At 46.6% G+C, this 25,283-nt stretch carries 20 protein-coding genes, 1 tRNA gene and 1 riboswitch; of the genes, 10 read left to right on the top strand and 11 right to left on the bottom strand.

Annotated elements, in window-relative coordinates; all coding sequences use genetic code 11:
* Positions 1-21: 21 nt before the first annotated feature.
* From BN1546_RS17220 to BN1546_RS17210, 3 genes are read right to left on the bottom strand one after another with little or no spacing between them, the layout of a single operon-like run.
* Positions 22-4,449, bottom strand: a complete 4,428-nt coding sequence (locus BN1546_RS17220; RefSeq protein WP_090738409.1) for a hypothetical protein — start codon at positions 4,447-4,449, stop codon at positions 22-24.
* Positions 4,450-4,499: 50 nt separating this feature from the next.
* The gene (locus tag BN1546_RS17215) at positions 4,500-6,233 is read right to left on the bottom strand and encodes an ATP-binding protein (RefSeq protein WP_090738408.1); all 1,734 of its coding nucleotides are present in this window, start codon (positions 6,231-6,233) and stop codon (positions 4,500-4,502) included.
* Complete coding sequence (locus BN1546_RS17210) at positions 6,230-6,676, bottom strand: hypothetical protein (RefSeq protein WP_013372726.1); 447 nt, start codon at positions 6,674-6,676, stop codon at positions 6,230-6,232. Before BN1546_RS17210 ends, BN1546_RS17215 begins: the two co-directional genes overlap by 4 nt.
* A gap of 45 nt (positions 6,677-6,721) precedes the next feature.
* On the opposite strand from BN1546_RS17210, the gene BN1546_RS17205 reads away from it, so the two are divergent.
* Positions 6,722-7,426 (top strand): response regulator, encoded by a 705-nt coding sequence (locus BN1546_RS17205; RefSeq protein WP_013372727.1) that lies wholly within the window; start codon positions 6,722-6,724, stop codon positions 7,424-7,426.
* Here the strand turns inward: BN1546_RS17205 and BN1546_RS17200 are convergent.
* Genes BN1546_RS17200 through BN1546_RS17185 form a run of 4 tightly spaced genes read right to left on the bottom strand, consistent with a single transcriptional unit; the run spans position 7,394 to position 11,866 of the window.
* Complete coding sequence (locus BN1546_RS17200; protein WP_013372728.1) at positions 7,394-8,305, bottom strand: glycosyltransferase family A protein; 912 nt, start codon at positions 8,303-8,305, stop codon at positions 7,394-7,396. The genes BN1546_RS17205 and BN1546_RS17200 overlap by 33 nt on opposite strands.
* A complete protein-coding gene (locus BN1546_RS17195) occupies positions 8,265-9,491 on the bottom strand; it encodes a glycosyltransferase family 4 protein (RefSeq protein ID WP_013372729.1) in 1,227 nt (408 codons plus the stop codon). The genes BN1546_RS17200 and BN1546_RS17195 overlap by 41 nt, the downstream gene beginning before the upstream one ends.
* Positions 9,475-10,740 (bottom strand): polysaccharide biosynthesis protein, encoded by a 1,266-nt coding sequence (locus BN1546_RS17190; RefSeq protein ID WP_058830496.1) that lies wholly within the window; start codon positions 10,738-10,740, stop codon positions 9,475-9,477. The genes BN1546_RS17195 and BN1546_RS17190 overlap by 17 nt, the downstream gene beginning before the upstream one ends.
* A gap of 4 nt (positions 10,741-10,744) precedes the next feature.
* Positions 10,745-11,866 (bottom strand): glycosyltransferase, encoded by a 1,122-nt coding sequence (locus BN1546_RS17185; RefSeq protein ID WP_013372731.1) that lies wholly within the window; start codon positions 11,864-11,866, stop codon positions 10,745-10,747.
* A 397-nt stretch (positions 11,867-12,263) separates the two neighbouring features.
* Here BN1546_RS17185 and BN1546_RS17180 point away from each other — a divergent pair, with 397 nt between their 5' ends.
* From BN1546_RS17180 to thiE, 5 genes are all read left to right on the top strand, one after another.
* On the top strand, positions 12,264-13,985 hold the full coding sequence (locus BN1546_RS17180) for an NAD-dependent malic enzyme (protein WP_058830495.1): 1,722 nt from the start codon (positions 12,264-12,266) through the stop codon (positions 13,983-13,985).
* A gap of 70 nt (positions 13,986-14,055) precedes the next feature.
* Positions 14,056-14,158: riboswitch (TPP riboswitch) on the top strand.
* Between the two features lie 134 nt (positions 14,159-14,292).
* A complete protein-coding gene (tenA, locus tag BN1546_RS17175) occupies positions 14,293-14,982 on the top strand; it encodes a thiaminase II (RefSeq protein ID WP_058830494.1) in 690 nt (229 codons plus the stop codon).
* A 25-nt stretch (positions 14,983-15,007) separates the two neighbouring features.
* Complete coding sequence (gene thiM, locus BN1546_RS17170) at positions 15,008-15,853, top strand: hydroxyethylthiazole kinase (protein WP_058712323.1); 846 nt, start codon at positions 15,008-15,010, stop codon at positions 15,851-15,853.
* Positions 15,850-16,680: a bifunctional hydroxymethylpyrimidine kinase/phosphomethylpyrimidine kinase gene (gene thiD / locus BN1546_RS17165; RefSeq protein WP_058830493.1), complete on the top strand. Its 831-nt coding sequence runs from the start codon at positions 15,850-15,852 to the stop codon at positions 16,678-16,680. Before thiM ends, thiD begins: the two co-directional genes overlap by 4 nt.
* Positions 16,677-17,366 (top strand): thiamine phosphate synthase, encoded by a 690-nt coding sequence (thiE, locus tag BN1546_RS17160; protein ID WP_058830492.1) that lies wholly within the window; start codon positions 16,677-16,679, stop codon positions 17,364-17,366. The genes thiD and thiE overlap by 4 nt, the downstream gene beginning before the upstream one ends.
* Positions 17,367-17,780: 414 nt before the next feature.
* Here thiE and BN1546_RS17155 read toward each other — a convergent pair whose 3' ends face one another.
* Positions 17,781-18,122 carry a winged helix-turn-helix transcriptional regulator gene (locus tag BN1546_RS17155; RefSeq protein ID WP_013372737.1) on the bottom strand — a complete coding sequence of 114 codons (342 nt, stop codon included), beginning with the start codon at positions 18,120-18,122 and terminating at the stop codon, positions 17,781-17,783.
* Between the two features lie 104 nt (positions 18,123-18,226).
* Here BN1546_RS17155 and BN1546_RS17150 point away from each other — a divergent pair, with 104 nt between their 5' ends.
* Positions 18,227-19,138: an arginase family protein gene (locus tag BN1546_RS17150; RefSeq protein ID WP_058830491.1), complete on the top strand. Its 912-nt coding sequence runs from the start codon at positions 18,227-18,229 to the stop codon at positions 19,136-19,138.
* A gap of 180 nt (positions 19,139-19,318) precedes the next feature.
* Here BN1546_RS17150 and BN1546_RS17145 read toward each other — a convergent pair whose 3' ends face one another.
* Entirely contained in the window at positions 19,319-20,287 is a 969-nt protein-coding gene (locus BN1546_RS17145; protein WP_058830490.1) for a LacI family DNA-binding transcriptional regulator, read from the bottom strand.
* A gap of 187 nt (positions 20,288-20,474) precedes the next feature.
* Here BN1546_RS17145 and BN1546_RS17140 point away from each other — a divergent pair, with 187 nt between their 5' ends.
* On the top strand, positions 20,475-21,818 hold the full coding sequence (locus BN1546_RS17140) for a 6-phospho-beta-glucosidase (RefSeq protein ID WP_058830489.1): 1,344 nt from the start codon (positions 20,475-20,477) through the stop codon (positions 21,816-21,818).
* 207 nt (positions 21,819-22,025) lie between these two features.
* On the opposite strand, the gene BN1546_RS17135 is transcribed toward BN1546_RS17140, so the two are convergent.
* Positions 22,026-22,099, bottom strand: a tRNA-Arg gene (locus BN1546_RS17135).
* A 174-nt stretch (positions 22,100-22,273) separates the two neighbouring features.
* Here BN1546_RS17135 and BN1546_RS17130 point away from each other — a divergent pair.
* Positions 22,274-22,567: a magnetosome magnetite crystal formation protein family gene (locus tag BN1546_RS17130; RefSeq protein ID WP_025678745.1), complete on the top strand. Its 294-nt coding sequence runs from the start codon at positions 22,274-22,276 to the stop codon at positions 22,565-22,567.
* Positions 22,568-22,875: 308 nt separating this feature from the next.
* Here the strand turns inward: BN1546_RS17130 and BN1546_RS17125 are convergent, their stop codons facing one another.
* Positions 22,876-23,235, bottom strand: coding sequence for a hypothetical protein (locus BN1546_RS17125; RefSeq protein WP_058830488.1), 360 nt, complete (start codon positions 23,233-23,235; stop codon positions 22,876-22,878).
* A 163-nt stretch (positions 23,236-23,398) separates the two neighbouring features.
* On the opposite strand from BN1546_RS17125, the gene asnB reads away from it, so the two are divergent.
* The gene (asnB, locus tag BN1546_RS17120) at positions 23,399-25,243 is read left to right on the top strand and encodes an asparagine synthase (glutamine-hydrolyzing) (RefSeq protein ID WP_058830487.1); all 1,845 of its coding nucleotides are present in this window, start codon (positions 23,399-23,401) and stop codon (positions 25,241-25,243) included.
* The last annotated feature ends 40 nt before the right edge of the window (positions 25,244-25,283 follow it).

Below are 25,283 nucleotides of genomic sequence, written 5' to 3'. Positions count from 1 at the left end.
TCCCTCTGGGCAGCTTGCTTCTTATGGAAGCTTCCGCTTTGTCCATCGCCGATAAGGAAGAAAACAAGCTGCTCCACCCAATATCCCTATGACAAACAATACCCAGCCAAAACGGTAGGCTGAAGCCAGAATAATGACAACCTTACCGTTTCCGCTGCCATTCGTTATGAATCCGGTCGTTACTCCATTCACAGACAGACGTGCTCGCTGATTTTCGCTACCCAGCCTGAACTCCCACAATGGATTGGGTGATTCTGTCTCCCGGATCAGCACCTGCTGATGTATTGGATTATATAGTGTAAAGCTGCGTTCCATGGAATTTTCACGAGTAGCCTGAATGCTTTCCGAAGCGTGTGGTGCCATAAAAAAGGTTTCCATATCCGTTCCCTCAAACAGCGTAAATTGATCCACTATAATCATCGCTTGATAAGGGATGATGGAATATTGCCTCATTTGAAATAAGCCTGATTGCTTCTTGTGCGCATGCGCCAATATCTGAAACTGCATCAAGGCGGTTCCTGCTGGAGCCTTCACTATTTGATCATAATGATTCCATTGCTCCTTATCTCTCTCCTCTACCTCATCAATATAGGAGGTTTGAAGAATCTGGGACGCTTTATTCAAGAAAATGACCTTCATGTGCCGACTTCCAATTTGTTCTGATCGCGCATCCAACTGCACCACGTACTCTTGCAGCGGCTCTGCCTTCATTTTTTTGGACGCATAAATATTCCAGTCACAGGAATAGCTGGGTGCGTAACGGATAGACAGTTCTTTGTCCTGGATGGACAGATTCGTCTGACCAGGCCGAATATCTGCTACACATCCAACTTCCGAGCCCAATGATTCCTTCGTGTCCTGCCCAGGCATTACCGTCACTTCCTGCCCGTCCATTCGATGAATATCTGTAAAATGGCTCAATGACGGCACCTGACTGTCCAGGGCAAGGGTTAAGCGATATTTTCCCTTGGTTAAGAATAAATTTTTGAACTCTACTCGGCCATAGTCGTTCAGCAGACCGGGAATTTGTATGATTTTCTTGGCAAAACCATCCTGATTGGGCACCGTTTCAATAACCTGCTTTTCGGATAATGAGGTAGCGGGTAACCGCTTATATGACTCACCCGTACGAATTGTTCTGGTCAGCACCTCTCCAGTCTCTTCATTCTTCCATTTCATTGTTAATGATCCTTCGTATCCGGCAGGTAGATTAGCCAAAATTGCTGTGGCATAGGTTCCCGTTTTGGCGACTTCCACCTCTCTGCTTAACGCCCCTTTTTGGTAACTGATTCCCCGTCCCATACTAAGTCTTGGTAACGCACGTTCCGTCTGCACATTCCCTTGGGCATTAAAATCGCTCTCTGCCTCCAAGGTGAAAAAGAGCTTGCCCCGCTTCAATGCCTGCTCCACCGGAAAGGATAACCGATCTAGTTGATCCACAGGAACAATCGCAAATTGATTGACCGCATTAAAGCCTTGCAGGTTATTAACCGTGACTGGGTTATCTCCTTTTGGAAAAACATGTTCTCCCAGATCGACCCATTGGAATTGGTTTAATCCCTCATCATGGGTCTTGATGTTAGTCACTCCATCCGGCAGTGTGACTTGCAATTTCCCGCCTGCCTTATTCATGAACACTCTAGCATATACATGCGAGGTTTGAGGCTGGTCCATCTTTTTATGCATCGTAAACGTGTTAGGCTTACTGTATTGCCCCAAATCACGCAGCTGAATATCGTGAATCCACCAGTAATTTTTTTGCTGCGGACGCTGGAGGGTTAACAAATCCATTCGCATCCAATAGCTACCAGGTGGTGAAACGTATTCCCCGTAAAATTTTACACTGTCAAAATTATAGCCCTCTGAAGGTGCCACAACATAGCTGACCCCCAGCTCACGCATTTGCTTATCATAAAACCTCATTTTTACATGCATTTTGTTCGTCCCACGACCAGAAACGGTGATGTGGAACTGATATGGATTATTTTCCTTGGCTTCTAGCAATCCAGATCTGGCGACCTGCCATATATTACTCGGATCTCCCTTCATAATCTCGCCATGCAGAGTCGGCACATCGTTTGATTCCTCTCGGGGGTTAGCCTGCACACTGAACAACTGCGGATTATCAGGCTTGAAAAAGGTTTCCGTTCTCAGCATAGAGTCAAAATCCAGCACCGTATTCCCTTCAATGCTGCTCATCTGATACGGTGCTACATCCAGCTTCTTACTGGCGAAGGTGACTGCAATCCCTGCATCCATCTCCATATCAAACGGGAAGTTCCGTATATTTTGGGAGGATAAATACCACAACCAATCGTTGGTTGATGCAAAAGTTTTGGACCATTTCAGAAAAGCATTGCCATCCTCAATCGCATCAAAAGGCCGCAAGTAATCCTCTGCCGGGAGCTGTGACAACAGCAAGTCATTGAAGGAGGCTGCCTCCACATAATCCCCCTTGTTGACCGTCTGAATGGTGTTTAGCTCAGGCTTCAACGCGCTGAACAGCACTCCAAAACGGCTGAAATCAAAACCAGGCAAATGACTATAGCTCTCCAGCCGGCTAAATCCGTAAGGTGTCACAATTTTACTTGCAAGAATATTCATATAGGGCGGTGCCTGATCAAGATTGAATATGGAAAATAAGTCGTTCTTATACGTACGTTTCAACCCGGTCTGACCTTCCAGCTGAGACAGGTGGAAATCCTGCCGCTTCTCCTGTCCCTCATATTCGTCATGGTAGACCAACTGGTTGACCCCAAAAGTAGAGAATAGCCAGCCTAATCGCGAGCTTAATCCGTTGTCCATAACATACTGCAGAAAATTCATATAGTATGTAATACCGGGATCATTGCCTTCATGATGAAAGATCGTATTTTTAGGAGAAGAGTATACCTGAAAATCTCCAGTCGCCTTCTCGGTTGCCGTCTTTCCTTTATTCCATTTGGGCGTCGCTACGCCGTTATAGCTTTGAATCATATTATCAGCAATTGGAAAATACAGTGCCTTGCTGTCAAAACGATCTGAGTCAGTCAGCTTTTCAGCCATTTGACTATAAGCCTCCGGCACTTGTACCGGCTTGTAATACCCCTCAATGAACTGCGTACGCAAGGGAGCCAAATACACGCCCAGGCACAAAACGACGATAACAACCGCCAGCTTTTTATAGCCACGCTGTAGCGGTGATGATCCAAACCATTCCATACATTGAATGACGCCAAAGGTCAGCAACACGCCGAAATTAAGGGAGAGCAGTCCAATAAATTTGTTAGGATCACGGAAAACCGAACCAATCACAGGGGTTTTCGTAACCAGAATGACAAACCACTTGGCAATGGACGGAAATGTCGTTCCAGTCGCTGCAACCATAAATAACAGCGTAAGGAGCGAAAAGATCAGAATGATCGGATTTTTATGTGAACGTGTCACCATCGCGTACCCGATCAAAAGCAACAAGAATCCCCCACCTACATAAAACATCGCAGGCAGCGAGGAAAACGAGAACATGGGCCACCAATAGCTCAGTAAATAACCCACATTATATAAACTGCTGTTACGGCTGAATAGAGACAACGTATCCACGACGTTGATATTATGCTGAGACGCTTGAGCGTCCATCAACATGCTGCCTACATACAGGGACAACCAATAAAAACTGAGCAGACCGAAAAACACGCCAAAAATCATGCCTTTACGTAAAAAATTACCGTATAAGGGCTGTAAATAGGCGCGCCCTGCCTTACGATGGGTCCAGGTCAGTTTGAGCAGGAGCAACATGGTGAACAATCCCAAATAAATCATCCCAAAGAAAAAATAATGAATGGCCGCAGCACTCACGGTGAATACTGCAGCCAGCAGGAACAGGTCAATCCAGTTCCGCTGATACAATTTATGGGGATGATAGTTTTTAATTTGTTGAATTTGAAACTTGGGGTCCACCGCACTGAAAAAAAATCGCAGCATTAACGGAAACAAACTATAGCCACAAAGCAAATAAATATGCTGGATGCGAAAAATAACCCACGGATTCAGTGCATAAAACAACGAACCCACCACAATGGCAAAAATACGGGTTTTCGTAAAGCTTGGTGAATAATACACGCTGACCAGTCGCTTGGCAAAGGCATACATCGAAAAAGCCGAAACAAATAACAAGCCTGTGATAAACGACTTGAGCAAAACCGGACCGCTTTCGTCAAATAATAATGAAAGTCCATAGAAAGGCAAGATGTACAGAATGCGTGGAGCATTGAACAGAGTCGAGGTAGACCATCGTTCGTTCCATACCCCGGTTATTTCCTCCAGATACCGATGAGAGGTGGCTCCAAAGGCGATGTCACTGAACACGATTTGGCCTGGTCCATAGATGGGGGCAAGATACGCAACGATCGCAACCAGCATCCATATGATTGCCGCCATATCGTAGCGATAGCGAAATATCCACTTTTTCATGCTTGTCCCCCTCTCTTGAACTTCTTGTGTATCTGTTGGTTATCTAGGACCTATCTTCTCAAATGAACGATGGCCTGCAATCCCTGATCGGTATTACGCAGCTTTAAGCGACCACCTATAGTCTTCAGATATGCATCCATATGATACAGGCTGAACGTATGCTCCTGTGCATTTTGAGAATAATCCGGCTGGAAATAACTCCAACGCATCTTATCATCAATCCCGCCGCCAGTGTCTTCAATGATAATCATAATTTCAGCTTCTTCCAGGCGTGAGCTAACCTTAAGCATATGAGATTGCCGTTTGGACCGCAGGCCCGTTCGGCCCCGTTCCTGCTCCTCCAGCTGCTCTCCATCTCGGTTCATGGCCTCTACTGCATTTTCCAGCAACCCCTGAATCGTTTTGTACAGCATAGGTGCTTGTGCTGCAATGGATGGAACTGGCTCTTGCCGCATGATCACTTGAATGTGCTTCATATTCAGCGAACGGTTCGCCCATTTCAGTGATTCGGACAATACCTCGTTCATATCCGTGAAGCTAATTCCACTATTATCATGCATTTTCTCTTCCAGCTCATCACGTAAGCTACGGACACCTGTCAGTAACTCTCCAAGTGAGGATTCCTGTCTGAGACGGCCCTGGATGAAATTTTCATTCAGCTCGCGGAAATACTCCAGTTCCTCATGAGATGCTCCTTTTCCCTGACTGGAAGCCACTTCAAAGCGGTTGGCTAGATCTTGGTAAAATCCCAACAGCTTTAAATCATCGCCGCCCGTGAGACGGCTAGTCTGTTCTTGCAGCTCTTGCAGCTGCTGCTCAATCGTCTGCATTAACGGCAAATAATACGTGTCCTGCTGCTGTCGCATATCTTCATCCCGCCGCTGGTCACGCACTTGATTGTTCACGATGGCATCTTTCACAATCCGTTTGCGGAACTGGATGAGCATGGCCCACAGAATCATGAGTATTAGAGCCATCACCATCCACAACTGTTTGCGAAAGGAGCTAATTCGCTGGGCAGTGTCCTGACTAATATCCTTAACCGATATGTAAAGGGCCTCTTCCCCAATGCGGCTGAATCCTATTCCGTATTTCTCTCCACGATCTTCAACGATACCCGTATTGCCCTCCAGCAGCTTACGGGTTACACCCGTGATGTCCGTCCGGTTGATATCCGGAGTATTTCGGGAAGCTACGATCTTGAATTGACCGTTATAAAATAAAGTATCATGCTGATTCACCGGCTTACTTTTAATAATTCCACTAAGCATCTCAGCGTCAACCGTACGCACCATAAAACCGCCCGTCTGCGCCCCTTGAATCCTGCACGCTATGTACTGGGCAGGCTGATGATCCTCAGTCACAAAAGAGCTTATCGCACAACCATTTTGCAGCCACTTAATCTGCTGGACTGCACTCTTCATCTCACGATTGTCACGTCCGGCCATCACATGATACTGTTCATCCAGCACATAAAAAGACCCGCTTTCACGCTTAAACCCCTCAGCATACTGGCGTGTTCCCTGATTCAGTATCTCTCTGCCCAGACTGGACGACAGCTCTTTCAGTTCAGCCTGCCATGCGGCATAACGCTCCGTTATGCTGCCAGACAGTTCCTGTACCTCGTACTGGAGCTGCTCATTCTGAATCTCCGCCAACTGACCGCTGAATTGCCGCATGACAAACCATTGTAGCACAGCGGCCAAGAACACGGTCACACACAGGACGATCAGGTACAGGATCAGCTTTTGCCAGCTTGGTCTCAACAAAGCCCATTGCTTCATGCCCTGTCCCCTCCATTTTGTTCAAGACGGCTCAAAATTGCTTGCATCAGGCATTCCAGCTCGTAGCTGACCAGCGGTAGACGCGCGCATAGCAACCGGGGAGTGCGACGCTGGAGTGCGGCAAACCTCGCAGCGGTTTCCGTTGCCCCGTCCGTCAGCAGAATCAACTCGCATGTTTTTGCGATATACAGGCGATCCAAATCTTCCTCGCTGTATGCTCGCAAATCAACAACGTAAATATCATGACGGTCGTCCATATGCTGAAGTGCGCTGGAGACAGCCAAGGTCACCCCTGTATGTCGCGCAGCATGATATTCGTGAAGAAGACGCATCCCTTTTTCCCAGAGCGCATGTTCAGCCGAATCAAATCGTTCACAAAAAAGACGCAACGCCCGTTCTGTACTGACATCTTTCAAAAATGCCAAAACGCTGATATTATACATGTAGTTCCTCATTTCTTACTTCCTGATTGGAGTTGCGCAGTTCTTATGACACCCCAAAACATTCTATTTGTTGACGACAGTCCAATGGTTCTGTCCCTGCTTGAACGGACATTGATGCAAGAAACCTTCACCTTACATACCGCTCACACGCCTAAAGAAGCCCTGCAAGTGCTGGAAAAGTATCCGATTGATGTAGTCGTTTCTGATCTGCTTATGCCTGGTTTGGACGGAATTACGTTCCTTCGTATGATTAAGAAGGATTATCCGCATATCGTACGCATCATTTTATCTGGTCACCTGCATACGCAGTCTATTTTATCGGCCATTAATCAAGTCGGCGTGTTCCGTTTTCTAACGAAACCGCTGGAGCTGGATGATGATACGCTAAAAAAGATACTGTATGAGGCGCTTGATCAGGCTAGGCTCAATCGAAACAGCCTGTATGCAAACCAGAACGTCGCATCTGACCTATCGGTATTTATAAACAGCATTTTGAATGCTCCGTACCGACCGTATGTACTGCTGAATGATCAAGATATCGTAACTGCCGTACACATTGCACTTGCTGAGCTGTATCCTGTCGGCTGCTCACTGCGTCATCCTGACGGTGAAGGTATTCAGTTAACTCCGCATTCATTATATATACCGTATGAGGAGCCGGAATCTTCCGATCCCGACTTGTACTCGCTGGATACGCTGACCCTCGGTCATTCATCGTTACGCCTTATCCGCCTTAGCGAGATCGCCTGAGTGACGGGTGCCGCCCTTTAACATGGCGGCTACCCCAATCACAGTCAGGCAGGTATACATCCACAACATCCCCGCCGTCAGCAGCGGATGGCGGATGTAGTTTTTCACATTCCCCCATGTATACAACACCGGACGGAAGAAGTACCAACGTTCCAACGCCTTTCGCAATCCGCCCTCTTCAGATGACATTGTACGATCCATTACCGAGAAGTAGTAGGCTTTTTTACGTAATACATCCTGCAGATATACCTGTTTTTCGTCATGATATACTCGTGTAAAAACCGCCCGGCGAATGACTCCGCCAGACTCTATATAGCGCAAGGTCGGCTGTATTTCTTCAAAAGCAATCTGCTCCGCATTAAATCCGCCTGTCGATTCATAAGCGCTCATTCGCCAGAAGCGTGCTGCTTCAATGGAGCGTTTTCCCAAGGTCTCTCCCGCGTTGTTAATGACATTCCGCTCGAAAACTTTCACTTTGGAAAAAAAATTATTTGCTTCCGAATATGCCTCCTCTGGAACAACCAAGGCGCCAATATCTTGATGATTGTCAAAAAAGTCGATGCTCTGCTGAATCAGATGTTCGGCTAAAATCATATCGGAATCCAATACAAATATGTATTCAGCCCCCAAGTGTTTCGCTTCCTCAACCGCCCTGACCCTCGCAACTCCCCGCTCTCCATGAGGAAGCTCTAGTATCGTTACGGGTACCGAACTTCCTGCTGACAGCATACGAATCGTCTCAACCGTCCGGTCATCGGAGCCATCATCAGCAACTACAATATGCAGATCCTTGTAATTTTGCCCTAAACAGCTTCGCAAACAAGGCTCTATCGTACGTTCATTGTTGTACGTGGAGAAGAGAATGACCACTTTGTCCACTCTGTTCCGCCTCCTCTGCCCAATTCTCCATCAACTGCTCAAACGCGGCAGCTGTATGATCAAAATGGAATCTTAGCGCATATTGATACGCTCGCTCACGGATGGCCATGTAATCTTCGCCACCCTTTGCTGCTCTTTCCATTTGTTCAGATAATCCCCGAATATCACCGTGAAAGCATAAATATCCGCTTTTTCCGAAATCCGTCGCATCCACCAGACCGGGTGAATTGCTGACAATACTGGGTGTTCCAACGGCTGCCGCTTCCGTAATCGTTAACCCCCAGCCTTCACGCAGGGAGGGAAACACAAGCGCATGGGCACGACTCATCAGCTCCAGCTTATGCTCTGCTGAAACAAATCCGTAAAAGGTAATATCGGCTTGGGATTGTCCTTGTTCATCCGGTTCTCCGTATGTCAATTCATACCGCTCTATAATCGGTAATAATTGTTCTGTCACATAGGTTTTATCGGTTTTTCCAGCAATCCATAACATAGCCTGGGGGAACTTTTCCTTGAGCTGCCCAAAGGCTTCAACGACCAGATCAATGCCTTTATATTTAACGAAGCGTCCGGCATACATAAAGGTCGGGTTAGACTCCTTCATTAAAAATTGTTCACGCGGCCAATGATCAAACTCAATGCCTTCCGGTAAAAGGTGAACACGATCCGGGTGAAAGCCCAGCTTAAGCAGATCATACCGGGTAGACGGGGATACGGTGAGCGTCCGATCCTTCCGAGCCAGCTTAAGCATCAGGGGCTCCATATGAAATCCAATCATATTTAGCGGAAATCGAGCATTTTCATACCATATTTCCCTTGTTAGCTGGTGTATGAAAAAGATCCGCTTGGAGGCCTCCACCCAAAATCGGGTAAAGAACTGATGCGTATTCGCCTGATTAATTACATAGTCAATCTGCTGCCGATGAAGACGGTAATAGCGCATCGCATAATAAATAACACTGTATATGTTTCCTTTTCGAATATACGTAATACCATCAATGACTTCATGCTCAGGCATCCCCTCAAATTGGGGTGAGAAATGAATGAACTGAAAACGGCCTTGCTGTGTGCGTTTCAGCATTTCATGGGTGAAAATTTCTGCTCCCCCGCTTTTCGGAGAACGAATGTCACGCCAGGAAAGCAATAGAACGACGGTTTTACCGTTCTGTTCAAGTATGGTATTCATGGGGTGAATCCCCCCTTATCTTTATTTTGAATAAATATATATAGGCATCTATCACAAAATAGAGAGACAGTGCCCCATAAACAATGGACTCTGACAGCAAAAAATCTACTGGGTCTGTGTGAGCCATATGAAAGGCTGCTACTAAAACAGCTGCTCCTGCTACCAGACTAAATATAAATTTGCGTCTGCCCACCAATACGTGCACATGCACAAAAAACATCACGATGGAAAATAGCCAGTACACCCAACCCCCCCATGGAATATAGACCTCAGCTGACTGGTAAGAAGCTCCGAATAATATGGGAATAGACGTTGGGAACACAAAGGTCGTGCCCACATATACACACAGCGCAGCAACAGCCATTAACCCAGCATAGATGGCAATTAACTTGCCCAAAGCCTGGCGGTCATGCCCCTGCGCACCGATCTTGGGAATAAAGGCCGCGATCAGGCTGTAGGAAACGTAATAGACCAATTGGCTGTACTTCAGCGCAATGGCATAGCTGCTGGCTTGCTCGGGAAAGTAATGCTGTACATACAACATGTCGATGGAGATACAAAATAGAATGAATAAATTCGTCATAAGGCTATCGGTAAAATCCTGACCTAGCGACTTCCATAGCCCAGAAGGGATACGTTCTCCACTGTGTGTAGATAAGGATAAGCCACGAGCCGAAACGATCCAGCCGTGAAGCAGCGACAGCAACATTCCTCCGCAACTTGCCAACAGTAACGCTTCCAGCTTTAAACCTAGTGCGGCCAGGACAAAAAACAGGCTTAGTTTCCCTAATACCTCAATGTAATAATTCACATTGAGCGCTAGCATGCGTTCCCTACCCTGTAAATCTCCGCGGCATGAACTCACCAGAATATGCAATCCGATCAAGGCATACAGCATGAACAGCGGGCCAGACTCAACACCCAATAGCGAGCGCAGCAACGGATGAACGGAAAGTAAAATGATCATGGCAAGCACAGTTAGCACTAGAGGTGCTTTTAGTAATAGAGAACCGAGCGGTAAGCTGCGTAGCGGAAGCTTCTTGTCACCCTTGGATACCAGCTTGGCGGTTAATAGCTGGATGGATAAGCCCAAAACGGACAGCAGTGCAAAGAGGGCCAGCAGCGCGTTCGCCTGACCATAGGCTTGTCCGGTAAGATACCAGCTCGCTGCAATGTGGAAGAAAAAATTAAATCCGTTAAGCAGCACATTAAAGAGGGGAAACATCAACGAACGCAGTCGGTTGTTCACGTGGTTATCTCACCCGCCGATCCAGTCGCCAAATCTCAATGATAGAGCGCAAAAAACGAATGGAATCTTTCCAGACATGAATGTGTGAGCCATCTCGGTCAATGCATTTGACGGGTAATTGCAGCACACGGAGCTGAAGTCGCTTGGCAATAAACATCATCTCCAGATCCAGCGCCAGTCCGAGTTGTTCCTTCAAATGTGGAAACATCCGCTTCACGGCAACCGAACTCATCACTTTAAGACCCGTCTGGGAATCTACCACACCTGTTGGTAAAAAGGGGCGAGAAACGACCCTTTTGCCAAAGCTGACGATAGATCGCAATAAAGAGCGATTCTCGGCGGTCATATCTTTGGTTCCAATCACAACATCATAGTAGCCCTGCTGAACAACATTAATCATTCTGGCAATGTCCTCAATAAAAAAGGAATCGTCCGCGTCCACAAATACGTAGTAATCCGCACCGATGGTCCGCATTCCTTCGAGATACGTCCCTGCCTTGCGCGTATTGCGTCCCAATTCCCTTGTTTGAAGCAGCGGACTCAGGTTCTGGTTAATCCGGTTTACGGACAAGTCCGTTGCCGCCTCCAGCGCTTTAATCAAGGCATTCGTGCCATCGTGACTACCATCATCAATGAGATAAATCGAACCCTCTATAATATGGCTGCGGATAAAGGTTTGCAGTCGCTCAGCAAAGGTTTTGACATGAACAAAACGTTTCTCTTCGTTATATACAGATAAGATGAATGCAACATGTTGGCTTTTGGTCGAATACTCGGGATAGAGCAAGCTTTGTATTTCAGAAATGATTTCTTCGGTATCATTGGCTTGCCAAAATAGCAGACGCAATCGGCCTACTCCGATAATTTGCACCATATGCTGATCACTGAACGGAAAGGTTACATCCGTCACCAATAGCAATGGCATTTGCGGAAATTGGCTACGGATCTGATTAGCTTTCCGCACGGCTTGCCCCGGCTCCCTATAATCAATCAGGCAGCAACATGCATCCTCGTAGACTGAAGCGGTCTCCGTGTCCTCGCACTGTATATATTGGTAAAAACAAATCACATTGGGATAATCAATAGCCCTGTTGTTATCGCTAAAAATGGCTATAGGTCCCTGCACACAAACCTCTCCTTTTCCTCCGAATAATTCTATTTTGTTGAAAAAGAATTAAAAATGTTTGCTTAGCAAGATTAAATTAATGTCCAAATACTTCATATTTTCTTAACAAAATAGCTCACATCCCTTGATATATAAACATTTAAGAGAAGAAAAATCTATTTTCATATTTGATAAAGACAGAGTATTTCGACCTGATTCATTAGGACTATAAACATGCGAATTACAAGATGAATCCGAAACTAAAATTAGTTCTATAAGATTAATAAGAAGATATATATATGGTCTTTTTGTCATAGATAAATAGAAGAATAAAACCAATTTGCATGTCCATACTATGGACAACATGTCATCTTTCATCATGAATAATTATCAAAATACAGGGAAAGAAGGTCTTTTTATGGAAGCATTCCATGTCAATCGTGATGGGTCATTATCTACTCCCTTACGAGGAAAGGACGTGCTAGCAAACCCTCTTTTGAACAAAGGAGTGGCATTTACAGAAGAAGAACGCAAAGAACTGGGCCTGGAAGGAATTCTTCCTCCCACTGTCCTTTCATTGGAGAAACAGAGCGTTCGGGCATATCAGCAATTCTTGGCACAACCCACCATGCTGCGTAAAAATGCCTCACTTAACGACCTTCACAATCGAAATATCGTACTCTACTATCGACTGCTAACCGACCATTTGAGTGAAATGCTGCCCGTAGTCTACACACCGACTGTAGGAACCGCCATTCAAGAATACAGCCATGAGTACAACCGCCCTGGGGGCGTATATTTATCGATAGATAATCCGAACGGTATTGGACAGGCGTTTTATAATACCGGTTTGAGTAGTGAGGATGTTGACCTGATCGTCGTGACGGATTCGGAAAGTATTTTGGGGATTGGTGACTGGGGTGTCGGGGGAATTAACATTGCTATTGGCAAACTCGCTGTATATACAGCTGCGGCAGGCATTCACCCCGGGCGGGTGCTGCCCATTGTACTGGATGTCGGCACGAATAACGAGAAGCTGCTGAATGATCCCCTGTATATCGGAAACCGGCACAAACGAGTTCGCGGGGAAGCCTATAATCAATTTATTGATACCTTTATCAGCAAAACGTTAACACAATTCCCGAAGGCGCTTTTGCATTGGGAGGATGTGGGTAGCGTGAACGCACGACACATTATAGGGAAGTACGGTCAAAACATTCTCACCTTCAATGATGATATCCAGGGCACAGGAGCAGTGACATTAGCTGCGATTGTTTCGGCGGTAGGTGTCACTAAAACTCCGCTACGTGAACAAAAAATACTTGTCTTTGGTCCAGGGGCAGCAGGAATCGGTAACGCCGACCAAATACGGGGTGCAATGATCGAGGACGGGCTTCCTGAAGAAGATTCATTCAAGGCATTTTGGGCCTATGATTATCGCGGGCTGTTAACAGACGATATGGAAGATGTACTGGATTATCAGAAACCATATGTGCGTAAAAAGGAAGAAATCAGCTCATGGGCCCGATCGGAAGATGATAAAATACCGTTGCTGGAGGTCATCCGTCAGGTAAAACCCACAATCTTGATTGGAACTTCCGGTGTAGCGGGTGCCTTTTCTGAAGAGATTATCAAGGAAATGGCAAAGCATGTGGAACGACCGATCATTATGCCCATGTCTAATCCTACCAACCTTGCTGAAGCGGTACCCGAAGATTTGATACGATGGACTGATGGCAAAGCATTGATTGCTACCGGAAGTCCCTTTGAGCCCGTCACCTATAACGGTACGAAGTTTGAAATTGGACAGGCGAATAATGCCTTTGTCTTCCCGGGGCTAGGTCTGGGCGCAATTGTGGTCAAGGCCAAAAGAATTACCCCTTCTATGTTTACCGCAGCAGCTGATGCCGTTGCCAACGCCGTAGATTCGAATGAACTTGGCGGTGCACTGCTGCCCCATATCCGAAAATTACGTGATGTTTCGTTCGCGGTTGCGGTTGCGGTAGCGAAGGCTGCAATTCAGGATCAGGTAGCTCAGGCACACATTTCAGATATTGAACAAGCCATTCGGGATGCGATGTGGAAACCGGAATATGTAAGGGTCAAAGCCGTGGAAAGTGTAATCCAGCACCCTCATTAATCCTTGACCGGAATCAAAGCAGTTTGACATAACCTAGGAACGAATGTACAGTATTAGTCAAAAGAATAGGAAAGTCCACTAGGGGAGCCACTATGGCTGAGACAAGAATGAATCTTGGACCCTTTGAACCTGATCTAGTTCGTACTAGCGTAGGAAAGTGGAGCCTTCGTATATAAGGTTTCAAGCGTTTTTTGCGCATTGAACCTATGTTGAAGCCGCTCCAGTTTTCGGGGCGGCTTTTTGGCGTTGTTCCGAGAATTGTATCTTACGGGACTTCTTGTTCTCCATTTTTATTGGAGGTGGGGAAATGAGTTTTTCGCAAGAACTTCGTCGGCAGGCGGATGGCATTTTTCAAGCCATTTATGAGCATCCCTTTGTGAGAGGTATTGCTGAAGGAAATTTAACAAGGGAGCAGCTGATTCACTATGTAAAACAAGACTTTGAATATTTGAACGCCTACATGCGGATTTACGGCATCGCGATCTCCAAAAGCACAAGCCGGGAGGATATGGCTGTATTTAACGAACAGATCTCTTTTATTCTCAACAGCGAGGTTCATCCACATCAAAACTTTTGTGCTATCGCAGGTGTCACCTATGAAGAGATGCAGGGATATGCACTCGCTCCGTCCGCTCATCATTATATCCGCCATATGCTGACAGTCGCACATGAAGGTAGTCTTGGAGAAATCATGGCCGTGCTGCTGCCATGTCCATGGACATATCTTGAGATTGGGCGCAGGCTAATGGATGAGGTAAGACCGGACGAGTCTCATCCATTCTATGAATGGATTTGTTTCTATGGAAACCAGATTGAAGATGTAACATCCAAATATCGCGAGCGTGTGGATGCTTGGGCGAATGTCGCCACGGCTGCCGAGCAAGCTCGGATGATTGAGCATTTTATGCTAAGCTGCCAGCTGGAATATATGTTCTGGGATATGGCTTATAAGCAGGAACAATGGCCCGTCCAGATGCGCGCTACGGTCTTGGAATAATCAGTAGAGATGAGAGAGGGTAAACATGATGAGTATATGGGAACAAAGTTATTCGGATCTCCTGACAAAGGTACAAAATAGCAACCCCCTCGTTCATAATATAACCAATGTGGTGGTCACCAACTTTACAGCCAACGGCCTGTATGCGCTGGGCGCTTCCCCGGTGATGGCTTATGCACCCGAGGAAGTAGCAGATATGGCAAAAATAGCGGGCGCCGTCGTGTTAAATATCGGTACGCTGAACCGCGAGCTGGTAGATGCCATGATCATTGCTGGACAATCAGCGAATGCTCATGGTGTTCCAGTTCTGCTGGATCCGGTTGGTGCGGGAGCGACGAGCTTTAGAACCGAGTCAGCACTGCGGATCCTAAAAGAAGTAAAAATCTCACTAGTGCGAGGCAATGCAGCCGAAGTCGCCCATCTAATCGGAGAAGTCCGAGAGATTAAAGGGGTAGATGCAGGCAACAGTGCTGACAGCAGTAATGTCGATCTGGCAGTTCGGGCTGCACAAACGCTCCATACCATGGTTGTCATCACTGGAAAAGAGGACGTCATCACCGATGGGGTCGAAGTACGATTGATTAGTGGCGGAGACGCGCTGCTTACGAAGGTAACCGGAACAGGCTGCCTGCTGACCTCTGTGTTGGGTGCGTTTGCAGCAATTGAACCCAACCTGCTGCTCGCAGGTACAGCAGGTTTGGCATTTTACGGTGCAGCAGCTTCCCGAGCCGCAGCACATACCGCAAAACTGGGGCCAGGCAGCTTCCAGATTGCCTTTCTCGACGAGCTTGCCAAACTACATACTGGTTCGCTGGAGGGGCATGTCACGATCCGTGAAGCTGGAACAACTACAACAGGTGGTGCGCGATGAGAGACGTGCATGTACCGAGAGCGCTGACGATTGCCGGTTCAGACAGCGGCGGCGGAGCTGGAATTCAAGCCGATCTCAAAACCTTCCAGGAGCTTGGCGTATACGGCATGTCGGCTATTACAGCCATTACGGTACAAAATACCTTGGGAGTTCACGGTGTATATCCGTTGCCACAGGAAGCAACAGCGCAGCAAATCGAAGCTGTAGGATCAGATCTTGGAGTCGATGCCCTGAAGACTGGCATGCTGTTTGACGCGGGCATCATCCGCCTTGTGGCCGAGCAGATTCGAAAGTTCGGCTGGGAAAAGGTTGTCGTCGATCCTGTAATGATTGCCAAAGGGGGCGCAAAGCTGTTGCAACCGGAAGCGGTGCAGGCTTTGAACGACGACCTGCTCCCCTTGGCCTTGGTCGTCACACCAAATATCCCGGAAGCGGAAGCCTTAACCGGGATAAGCATTCGTACGATGAAGGATCGCCGCGAAGCTGCGAGACATATTAGCAGCCTAGGACCCAAGTTCGTTGTGATCAAAGGCGGCCATGATGAGGAGAGCGAAAACAGCGGCCAAGTTGTTGACCTGCTCTTTGACGGAACAGCCTTCACCGAGCTGGGCGGCAAGCGGGTGCGAACTGTCCACACACACGGAACAGGATGTACGTTCTCAGCAGCGATTACCGCTGAATTAGGGAAAGGCGTGTCTGTACCGGAAGCTATTTTGAATGGAAGAGCCTTCATTCAGGCGGCGATTGAGGATACGTTGTATCTGGGCCAGGGACACGGTCCAACCAATCATTGGGCCTACCGCCGTCGTCAGGAGATACTCCAATGAGCGGCCGAATATTACCTGAGATCATGCGGCGGCATTTACAGATGTATCTGGTTGTTGGAAGCGTGAACTGCCACGCGGAACCAAATCGGGTCGTGCAGGAGGCTCTTGCTGGCGGCACCACCATGATCCAGTTCCGGGAAAAGGGCCGTAGCGCGTTAACAGGGGTTCCTATGCTCGAACTTGCGCGTCAGCTACAAGATGTGTGCCACCACGCTGGTATCCCTTTTATCGTCAATGACGATGTGGAGCTGGCTCTTGAGCTCAACGCCGACGGTGTTCACATCGGTCAGGACGATGAATCGGCTGATTCTGTGCGCGCCCGAATCGGAAACCGAATCCTTGGCGTCTCCGCCCATACGATTGAGGAAGCACGCCGGGCCATCCTGCATGGTGCGGACTATCTCGGCGTCGGCCCCATCTATCCCACCATCTCAAAGGATGATGCTCATGCGGTGCAGGGTCCAGCCATTTTGCATGAGATGCGCAAAGCAGGAATTGATCTGCCCATCGTCGGGATCGGTGGCATTACGGTAGACCGTGTGGGGGAAGTAGTAGGTGCGGGTGCCGATGGTGTAGCGGTGATTTCGGCCGTGACGCAGGCAGAACAGATTCGAGTTGCTGCAGAGGTATTAAAGAAAAAGGTAGTGCTAAGCATCAAACATCCGGGGATGTCCCAAAAGCTATAAAATGCTATGTCCCTTCCTTCACCCCATTATGTCACTTTTATTGTTTACGCAAGAGCCTCATTTCCACTAATAAAGTAGAAATGAGGCTCTGTGTTGTCATAAAATTAATCTTTTACAACTTGATTTTTTGTGTTCTTTTTCTCAGCAATAAGTAATCCTAGCAAAATGTACCCCCTGTACAATATTCCCATGAGCAGAACAATACCAACGATTGAAACAAGAATAAGTAGAATATTCGCTACAAATAAAATAATAGCCATAGTCAAAATATCATATCCCCCAAATGATACTGATTTTTAAGCGTTCCTATCCCCAGTGCACTTGAGCTCGTTGAATACCTGATTAACTATAAATATATGTCAATCGTCTTTTCTAATATTCGTATAGCATTCGAGAACAATTAGAAAACGATATTTAATTATATTGGTTTTTGGTTCCCCACTCACATAACCCTTCCAAAACAGGCAATAGTGTTTCCGCTTTTTCTGTGAGACTGTACTCGACTTTAGGCGGAACTTGAGGATACTCTTTCCGGTTCACCAATCCATCCGCTTCCAATTCCTTTAGCTGTGAACTCAATGTTTTGTATGTAATAGCTCCGATTTGTCTTTTCAGATCATTAAAGCGAACCACTTGGTTTTCGGCCAGAAGATAAATAATAACCATTTTCCATTTACCACCAATGACTGACACTGTATAACCAAAAGGTGTATCTTCAATATTTTTAACTTTACCTTTAAATTCAGCCATACTCATATTCACACTATCCTTTCGGGTAGTACCTATCAAATTAGTGCGTACTACGTTTTTATTTGCGTTCAGTTTATACTAACCGTAATTTGAAGTAAAGGAGAGAAAATATGACTAAAACAATACGCCTCTTAATGCCGCAATGGCAAGGAGGAAACAATCCTAACTACTCTTTTGGAGCTGAACTGCTGGCTTGGCTAGCCCCAGACAATGATCAACCCCTTATTCATGTTCCAGTTCAAGCTTATGATGGAACTCCGCTTGCCAACGAGAACGGTATGTATGGGAGAAAACAGCTACTTGAACAATTAGAGGCTGCTCAACATATCATTGACGCTCATAAGCCAGATCGCATTGTAATGTTTGGTGGTGACTGCTTAGTCGAACAAGCCCCGTTTGCCTATTTGAACGAACGATACGGTGGAGAATTAGGGCTAATTTGGATCGATGCTCACAGTGATTTAGTTAGATATGTGGGCTATGATAACGGACATACATTACCACTTGGGAATCTGTTGGGAGAAGGAGATGAAGAGTTTGCAAAACATGTGAAAGTTCCTCTTAAGCCTGAAAATGCCTTTATCGCTGGATTAGCAGCTCCTACAGAAGAAGAAACAAAAATATTTTCAGAAGCATTTCAAAAGCTAGGTGTTACTACTACAGAATCAGATACAGAAGTTATTCAAAGATTAGGGATTCGAACTGCTGGGACCCAAGAGTTAACGACCAGTACCGCATCTATAAAAGAATGGATTAAAGAAAGCGGCATCAAGCACCTGGCGATTCACCTTGATTTAGATGTACTTGATCCAAAAGCATTTCGTTCTTTATTATTCGCCAACCCTGAAGCTCCCTATAATCTTTCTCCTGCGGGAACAATGCAAATACCTCAACTACTTCATCTGATTAAAGAACTATCTGAAGAAACCGATGTAGTTGGGTTAGGTATAACCGAGCATATGCCGTGGGATGCTATTAATTTAAAGGATCTGCTTGGAGAAATACCTATTTTAAATAATTAATTCTACTTACGATCTGTGCATTTATTCTGACGTTAATTTCGTAATGGAATTATGAGAGACCGATGAATTAGAGTACGTGCAAAGAAGGACTCCTCTGGAATTTATTCTATTATGGAGTCCCTTTTTTATTTACTAATCCCTGAATAGCACACCGATAAGCGAAAAAGAATAACCAGGATATTAGGTGGTCGCTCGCTCTACTAACTTGAATTCCAAGGGATGTAATTCTTCATGAAGCCCCTCTAGGGCATTTCGAATCATGATGAATGCATTTTCCGCTTGTTTGTCAATCGGGTAATGAATGGTGGTTAAATCAAGCAAATGCGAAATTTCGATGTTATCAAAGCCCACCACTGCAACCTCACTTGGTACAGAAACACCGAGCCTACGTGCTTCAGTCAAAAGCCCTGCAGCCAAATAATCGGTAGAACAAGCGAAGGCATCAGGCTTGTTGGGCTGTTCGCTCCACCAGTGAGCAATTTGTTCACCCGCTTCCATTGAATTTAAATCATAAAAATGCGGGAAGGCATCAGCGTTCAAATCATATTTTTTGCAAAAATCATGATAAGCCCGTATGCGCTCCTTCGTATTCAGTCCCCTCATATTCCCGTATACATTCACAATGCTGCGGTAGCCTCTGGCATACAGATGCTCCAGCGCAAGCATGTACCCCTGATACTGATCCATAAATACAGACGGGATTGCATCAATGTTTACACGCTGCCACGTCACAATTGGGCCATATTTGGTATAGTGTTCAATCACGCTCCATTCATTGACGCGAATCATACAGACCAAGGCGTCCAGTTGCTTTCTCCTCAGCATTTCCAGTGCTTCAAGCTCCCGCTCCTTCTCTCCATTCGTAATAAATAGTGCCATATTAAAACCATGCTCCTGAGCATAGGTTGTAAATCCACGCACAAATGAACCCAATGAATCATTAAAAGAAATTGAAATAATTCCTATGAGCTTGGTCATGCCCTTTTTTAATGAAACCGCATTCAAATTAGGTACATAATCCAGTCGGTCTATGACCTCCTGTACACGCTGCCTTGTCGGTTCACTTACGTACGGATGGCTATTAATGACACGGGACACCGTTGCCGAGGATACACCCGCCAGCTTTGCAATTTCATGAATATTTGCCACATTTCTCACCTCGTTCTTTCTATTTTAGCATGTTCGTGTTTAGCATGTTCGTGGTCCCGTCCCTACAATTGTCACCTTCCCCAAATAAGTTTTTTAAAAGCGCTTGACCTGTAATGCATTACAGGGATTACAGTGAATTTGAGCTTAAGAAAGCGGTTTTAAAAAACATACTCAGGAGGCACTAACCATGAAAAAAGGCATAAAGATCGCAACCATTGGCGGAGGCTCCAGCTATACACCAGAATTAGTAGAAGGCTTTATCAAACGCTATGCAGAGCTTCCCATTCGGGAATTATGGCTGGTAGATATTGAGGCAGGACGCGAAAAGCTGGAGATCGTGGGGGCCATGGCCCAACGGATGGTGAAGGCCGCAGGCATTGATTGTGAAGTACATTTGACACTGGATCGTCGGGAAGCCTTGAAGGATGCCGATTTTGTCACAACACAATTTCGGGTAGGCTTGCTGGAAGCCCGGATTAAGGACGAAAGTATTCCGTTAAAACACGGCATGATCGGTCAAGAAACTAATGGGGCTGGCGGGATGTTCAAAGCTTTTCGTACCATCCCCGTTATCCTCAGTATCGTAGAAGATATGAAAGAACTGTGTCCGAATGCATGGTTGATTAACTTCACCAACCCTGCGGGTATGGTCACCGAAGCGGTACTTCGTTATGGTAAGTGGGATAAAGTCATCGGATTATGTAATGTTCCAATCGGCGCGATCAAGAGTGCATCGGCTGTACTGGACAAATCGGAAGAAGAGCTGTTCTTTAAATTTGCAGGAATTAACCACCTTCATTGGCACAAAGTTTATGACAAAACCGGAGAAGAATTAACAGAGCAAGTCATCGAAGGATTGTACGCACCTGGTGCAAAACCGGAGAAGGTTGTTGAAAATATTAAGAACATGCGCTTCCTGTATGATCAGGTTCGTCAATTGAAAATGCTGCCTTGTCCTTACCATCGGTATTACTACATGACCGACAACATGCTCAAGGAAGAATTAGAGGAGGCCAAAAACGAAGGAACTCGGGGCCAAGTCGTCAAACGTCTGGAAGAAAGTTTGTTTGAATTGTACAAAGACCCGAATCTGGATTACAAACCAGAGGAATTATCCAAACGCGGCGGTGCACATTACAGCGATGCTGCCTGTGAAATCATTAATTCCATTTATAACAACAAAGGCACATTGATGGTGGTTAGTACACGTAACAATGGTGCGATTGATGATGTCCCTTATGATAGCGCCATCGAAGTAACCAGTGTCATTCGCGCGCATGGTGCAGAGCCTGTAAACTTTGGCAAATTCCCACCAGCACAGCGGGGCCTGCTGCAAGTCATGAAGGCGATGGAAGAGCTGACCATTGAAGCGGCGGTCACTGGTGACTATGCGACAGCACTGCAAGCCTTCACCCTGAATCCGCTCGTTCCAAGCGGGGATATCGCCCAAACCGTGCTGGATGAATTGCTGGAAGCACACAAAGAACATTTGCCGCAATTCTTTGCTCATAAGGAGAAGGCGACAGTATAAAAACAGAATCAATCATACTGCCGGAATACAAAAAAGCTTCCTACATGTAGGAAGCTTTTGCTATACGTCCCAGGAGGGATACTCTCCCTACGGTCGAGACTGCGAAGTTTATGCTAACGATGCTTAGCTCCGACGTCCCCCCAAGGGGTTCTCATCCCACTGGAACACAAAAAATCTTCCTAATATTGAATTAGGAAGATTTTGCTACGTCCCAGGAGGGATTCGAACCCCCGACCGACGGCTTAGAAGGCCGTTGCTCTATCCAGCTGAGCTACTGGGACAAGATAACAATCAATAAAACCTTATGTATTCAGTGCATTGATTATTATATCATATTTTGAGCAACTGTCAAAAGCATTTTTTCATTATACAGGAAAGCAGGCTGCAAAAGGAATCATTTGGACGCTAACGGGGTATTATGTACAAAGAACGACGCCAAAAAGGAGGGGTGATCCGTGAAAGGCCTTTTGTCTTCACTTTGTTATTTTAGCATTTTTTTCGCACCTTTTCTGGTGCCGGTCATTGTGTGGATCGCAGTCCGGGATGAATATGTTCAGGGACACGCGAAAAAAGCCATTTTATCGCACATTTTCCCCATTATTGCGGCGATTCCGCTAGTGTATTTTATTATCACTGCCAATCATGCAGGTTCAGTTATCGGGTTTGTACTGCTATTTGTAGTGGTCTATCTCGGCGTTTTTGTCTATAACATCTACAAAGGGATCATGACGCTGCGTGAAGCGGCCTAATTCTAAAAGAAGCCTCCCATATTCGCAAATCTGCGAATACGGAGGCTTCTTTGGGATCAACTTTAATGAGTTGCTTTAGTTCATTGTTAGCTTATTTATTCCCAAAGCGTTTAGGACTTCTTCGTACCTCATGTCTTACGTTTTTCTCCAGCACTTCTTCCGCGAACTCATTGTTATGAATATAACTGCTGCCTTTGTTTTTCTTATACTTCGCTTTGCCGTCTATGATTTCCCCCTCCTTTCACGCTGATCCGGCGATGGCGCCGGTGCCCAAATCAACAAAAGCCGAGGTATAGTACACCATATCCTCATGTCCCGAACTCCTTGGCAAACTCTGTACTAAGCTGCCCATAGGAAAGCAATTCCCTTTTGAATTTTTCCCGTTCCTCACCAGCGGTAATGTGCGTAGAGTCAGTAAAAGCCTTGTCGGTCACTTCCTCAAATGCCGAATGCAGATTATTGTCATACCAATCCAGCTCCAGATCGGCATCATTGCGGATGATCCTTACCATGTCATAGGCAGGCTGACCATCCTTCTGATTCGAGGCTGTGATATAAACCAGCAGTTCCGGGTCATCTGCGGCACCGGGACGCACTTCTACCTCAGCGCAGCGCACTCCGTCAAGTTCAGTGAAGCGGCGTATTTTGGCATCCTTGATGTAGTACATTGTCTCCCTCCTTCCTCACGAGTAAACGGGTTGCCCCATCTGTAGTTTTCGGAACGGACAGACATTTTATGCTTCTTTTCGGCATATATACTGATGAACTGGGGATTTAGTTTTTGATTCATTCCAACACTGGATGAACACGACAAAGAGAGGATGAATAGACATGTGCGGAATTACAGGTTTCATACAGTGGAACGGAGACTTGATGCATCAATCTGAGTTGCTGCTAAATATGACACAAACGCTCTCCGATCGCGGACCGGATGCTGCGGGTACCTGGATATCCAACCCGTGTGCCTTCGGACACCGAAGACTAAGCGTAATGGACCCGGAAAACGGCGCTCAGCCCATGATCCGGCAGCTTGAGGATATCACTTATACGATTGTATATAACGGGGAAATATATAACGCGCCTGAGCTGAAAAAAGAGCTGCAACAGCGCGGGCATTTTTTCCGTACACAATGCGACACAGAGGTACTGCTCGAATCCTATATCGAATGGGGCCCGGATTGTGTAGATCGGTTGAACGGCATTTTTGCGTTTGCGGTCTGGGATAGTGAGCGGGAGCAGGTATTTCTGGCACGAGATCGCCTGGGAGTGAAGCCGTTATTTTATAGCCAAACCGAAGATGTATTCGTATTTGGCTCCGAACCCAAAGCACTGCTCCAGCATCCAGCGGTAGAGGCCGCCGTAGACGCCGAGGGACTGGCAGAAATTTTTATCATTGGGCCTGCACGCACCCCCGGACACGGCGTCTATTCATCGATGAAGGAATTGCGTCCCGGACATACCCTAACCTACAGCCGTGACGGCGTACGCATCCAAGCCTACTGGAAGCTGGAAAGCATTGCACATGAGGATAACACCGAAGAAACGGCACTCAAGGTACGAGAGCTGTTGATGGATACCGTGGAGCGGCAGCTTATTTCGGATGTACCGGTATGTACCTTATTGTCTGGCGGGCTGGATTCAAGCGCCCTGTCCGCATTAGCCGTCGATTATTACAAACGTACCGGGCAGGGACAAGTTCATACGTATTCGGTCGATTATGTGGATAACGACAAGCATTTTAAAGCCCATGCGTTCCAGCCCGGAGCCGATGCTCCCTGGATACAGCGAATGGTCGATGAATTAGGGACAAATCATCACTGGATTGAATTCGATACACCAGAAGTTGTAGCAGCTCTGAACAACTCCACGCTAAGCCGGGATTTACCTGGAATGGCGGACGTGGATTCGTCACTGTATCTCTTTTGCCGGGAGATTAAAAAGGGCGCTACTGTTGCTATTTCTGGTGAAGCAGCAGATGAAGTGTTTGGCGGATATCCATGGTTCCATCGGGAGGATATGCTGAACTCAGGCACATTCCCGTGGGCAGTTGCTCCCGATATGAGAGCGAGTCTGCTATCCCCAGAAGTGCGGGACTGGATCAAACCGCTGGAGTATTTAAACGACCGCTACTCAGAAGCAGTCGGAGAAGTACCAAAGCTACCGGGTGAAACAGGAAAAGCTGCGCAAATGCGCGTCATGTCTTATTTGAACATCACCCGCTTTATGCCTACCCTACTGGATCGCAAGGATCGGATGAGTATGGGGGTGGGACTCGAAGTACGGGTGCCGTATTGCGATCATCGGCTGGTGCAATATGTATGGAACATTCCGTGGAGCATTAAAATGACAGGCGGACGTGAAAAAGGTATTTTACGCAAGGCGCTGGAGGGTGTATTGCCGGATGATGTGCTGTATCGCAAAAAAAGCCCGTATCCCAAAACGCATAATCCCTCCTATCTTGCCGCTGTGAAAAAGCAGGCGCTGCAACTGCTGGACGATTCCTCTTCCCCACTGCTCAAGCTGATCGATGCGCAAAAGGTACGGGATATTGCCGCCTCACCGGAGGCATCCACCAATCTACCTTGGTTTGGCCAGCTGATGTCGGGTCCGCAGTTATTTGCTTACTTGACGCAAGTGGATAATTGGCTTCGCACTTACAAGGTGGCAATTCGATAAAATGTGCTAACTGCCTAAGCCGTAAAGTACGAGGTGGCAA

It is taken from the genome of Paenibacillus sp. Mc5Re-14 (genome assembly GCF_001049835.1).
In the GTDB taxonomy this organism is placed as follows: domain Bacteria; phylum Bacillota; class Bacilli; order Paenibacillales; family Paenibacillaceae; genus Paenibacillus; species Paenibacillus polymyxa_C.
Note: the sequence above shows the minus strand (reverse complement) of the source record. Positions and strands in the feature narration are given on the sequence as shown.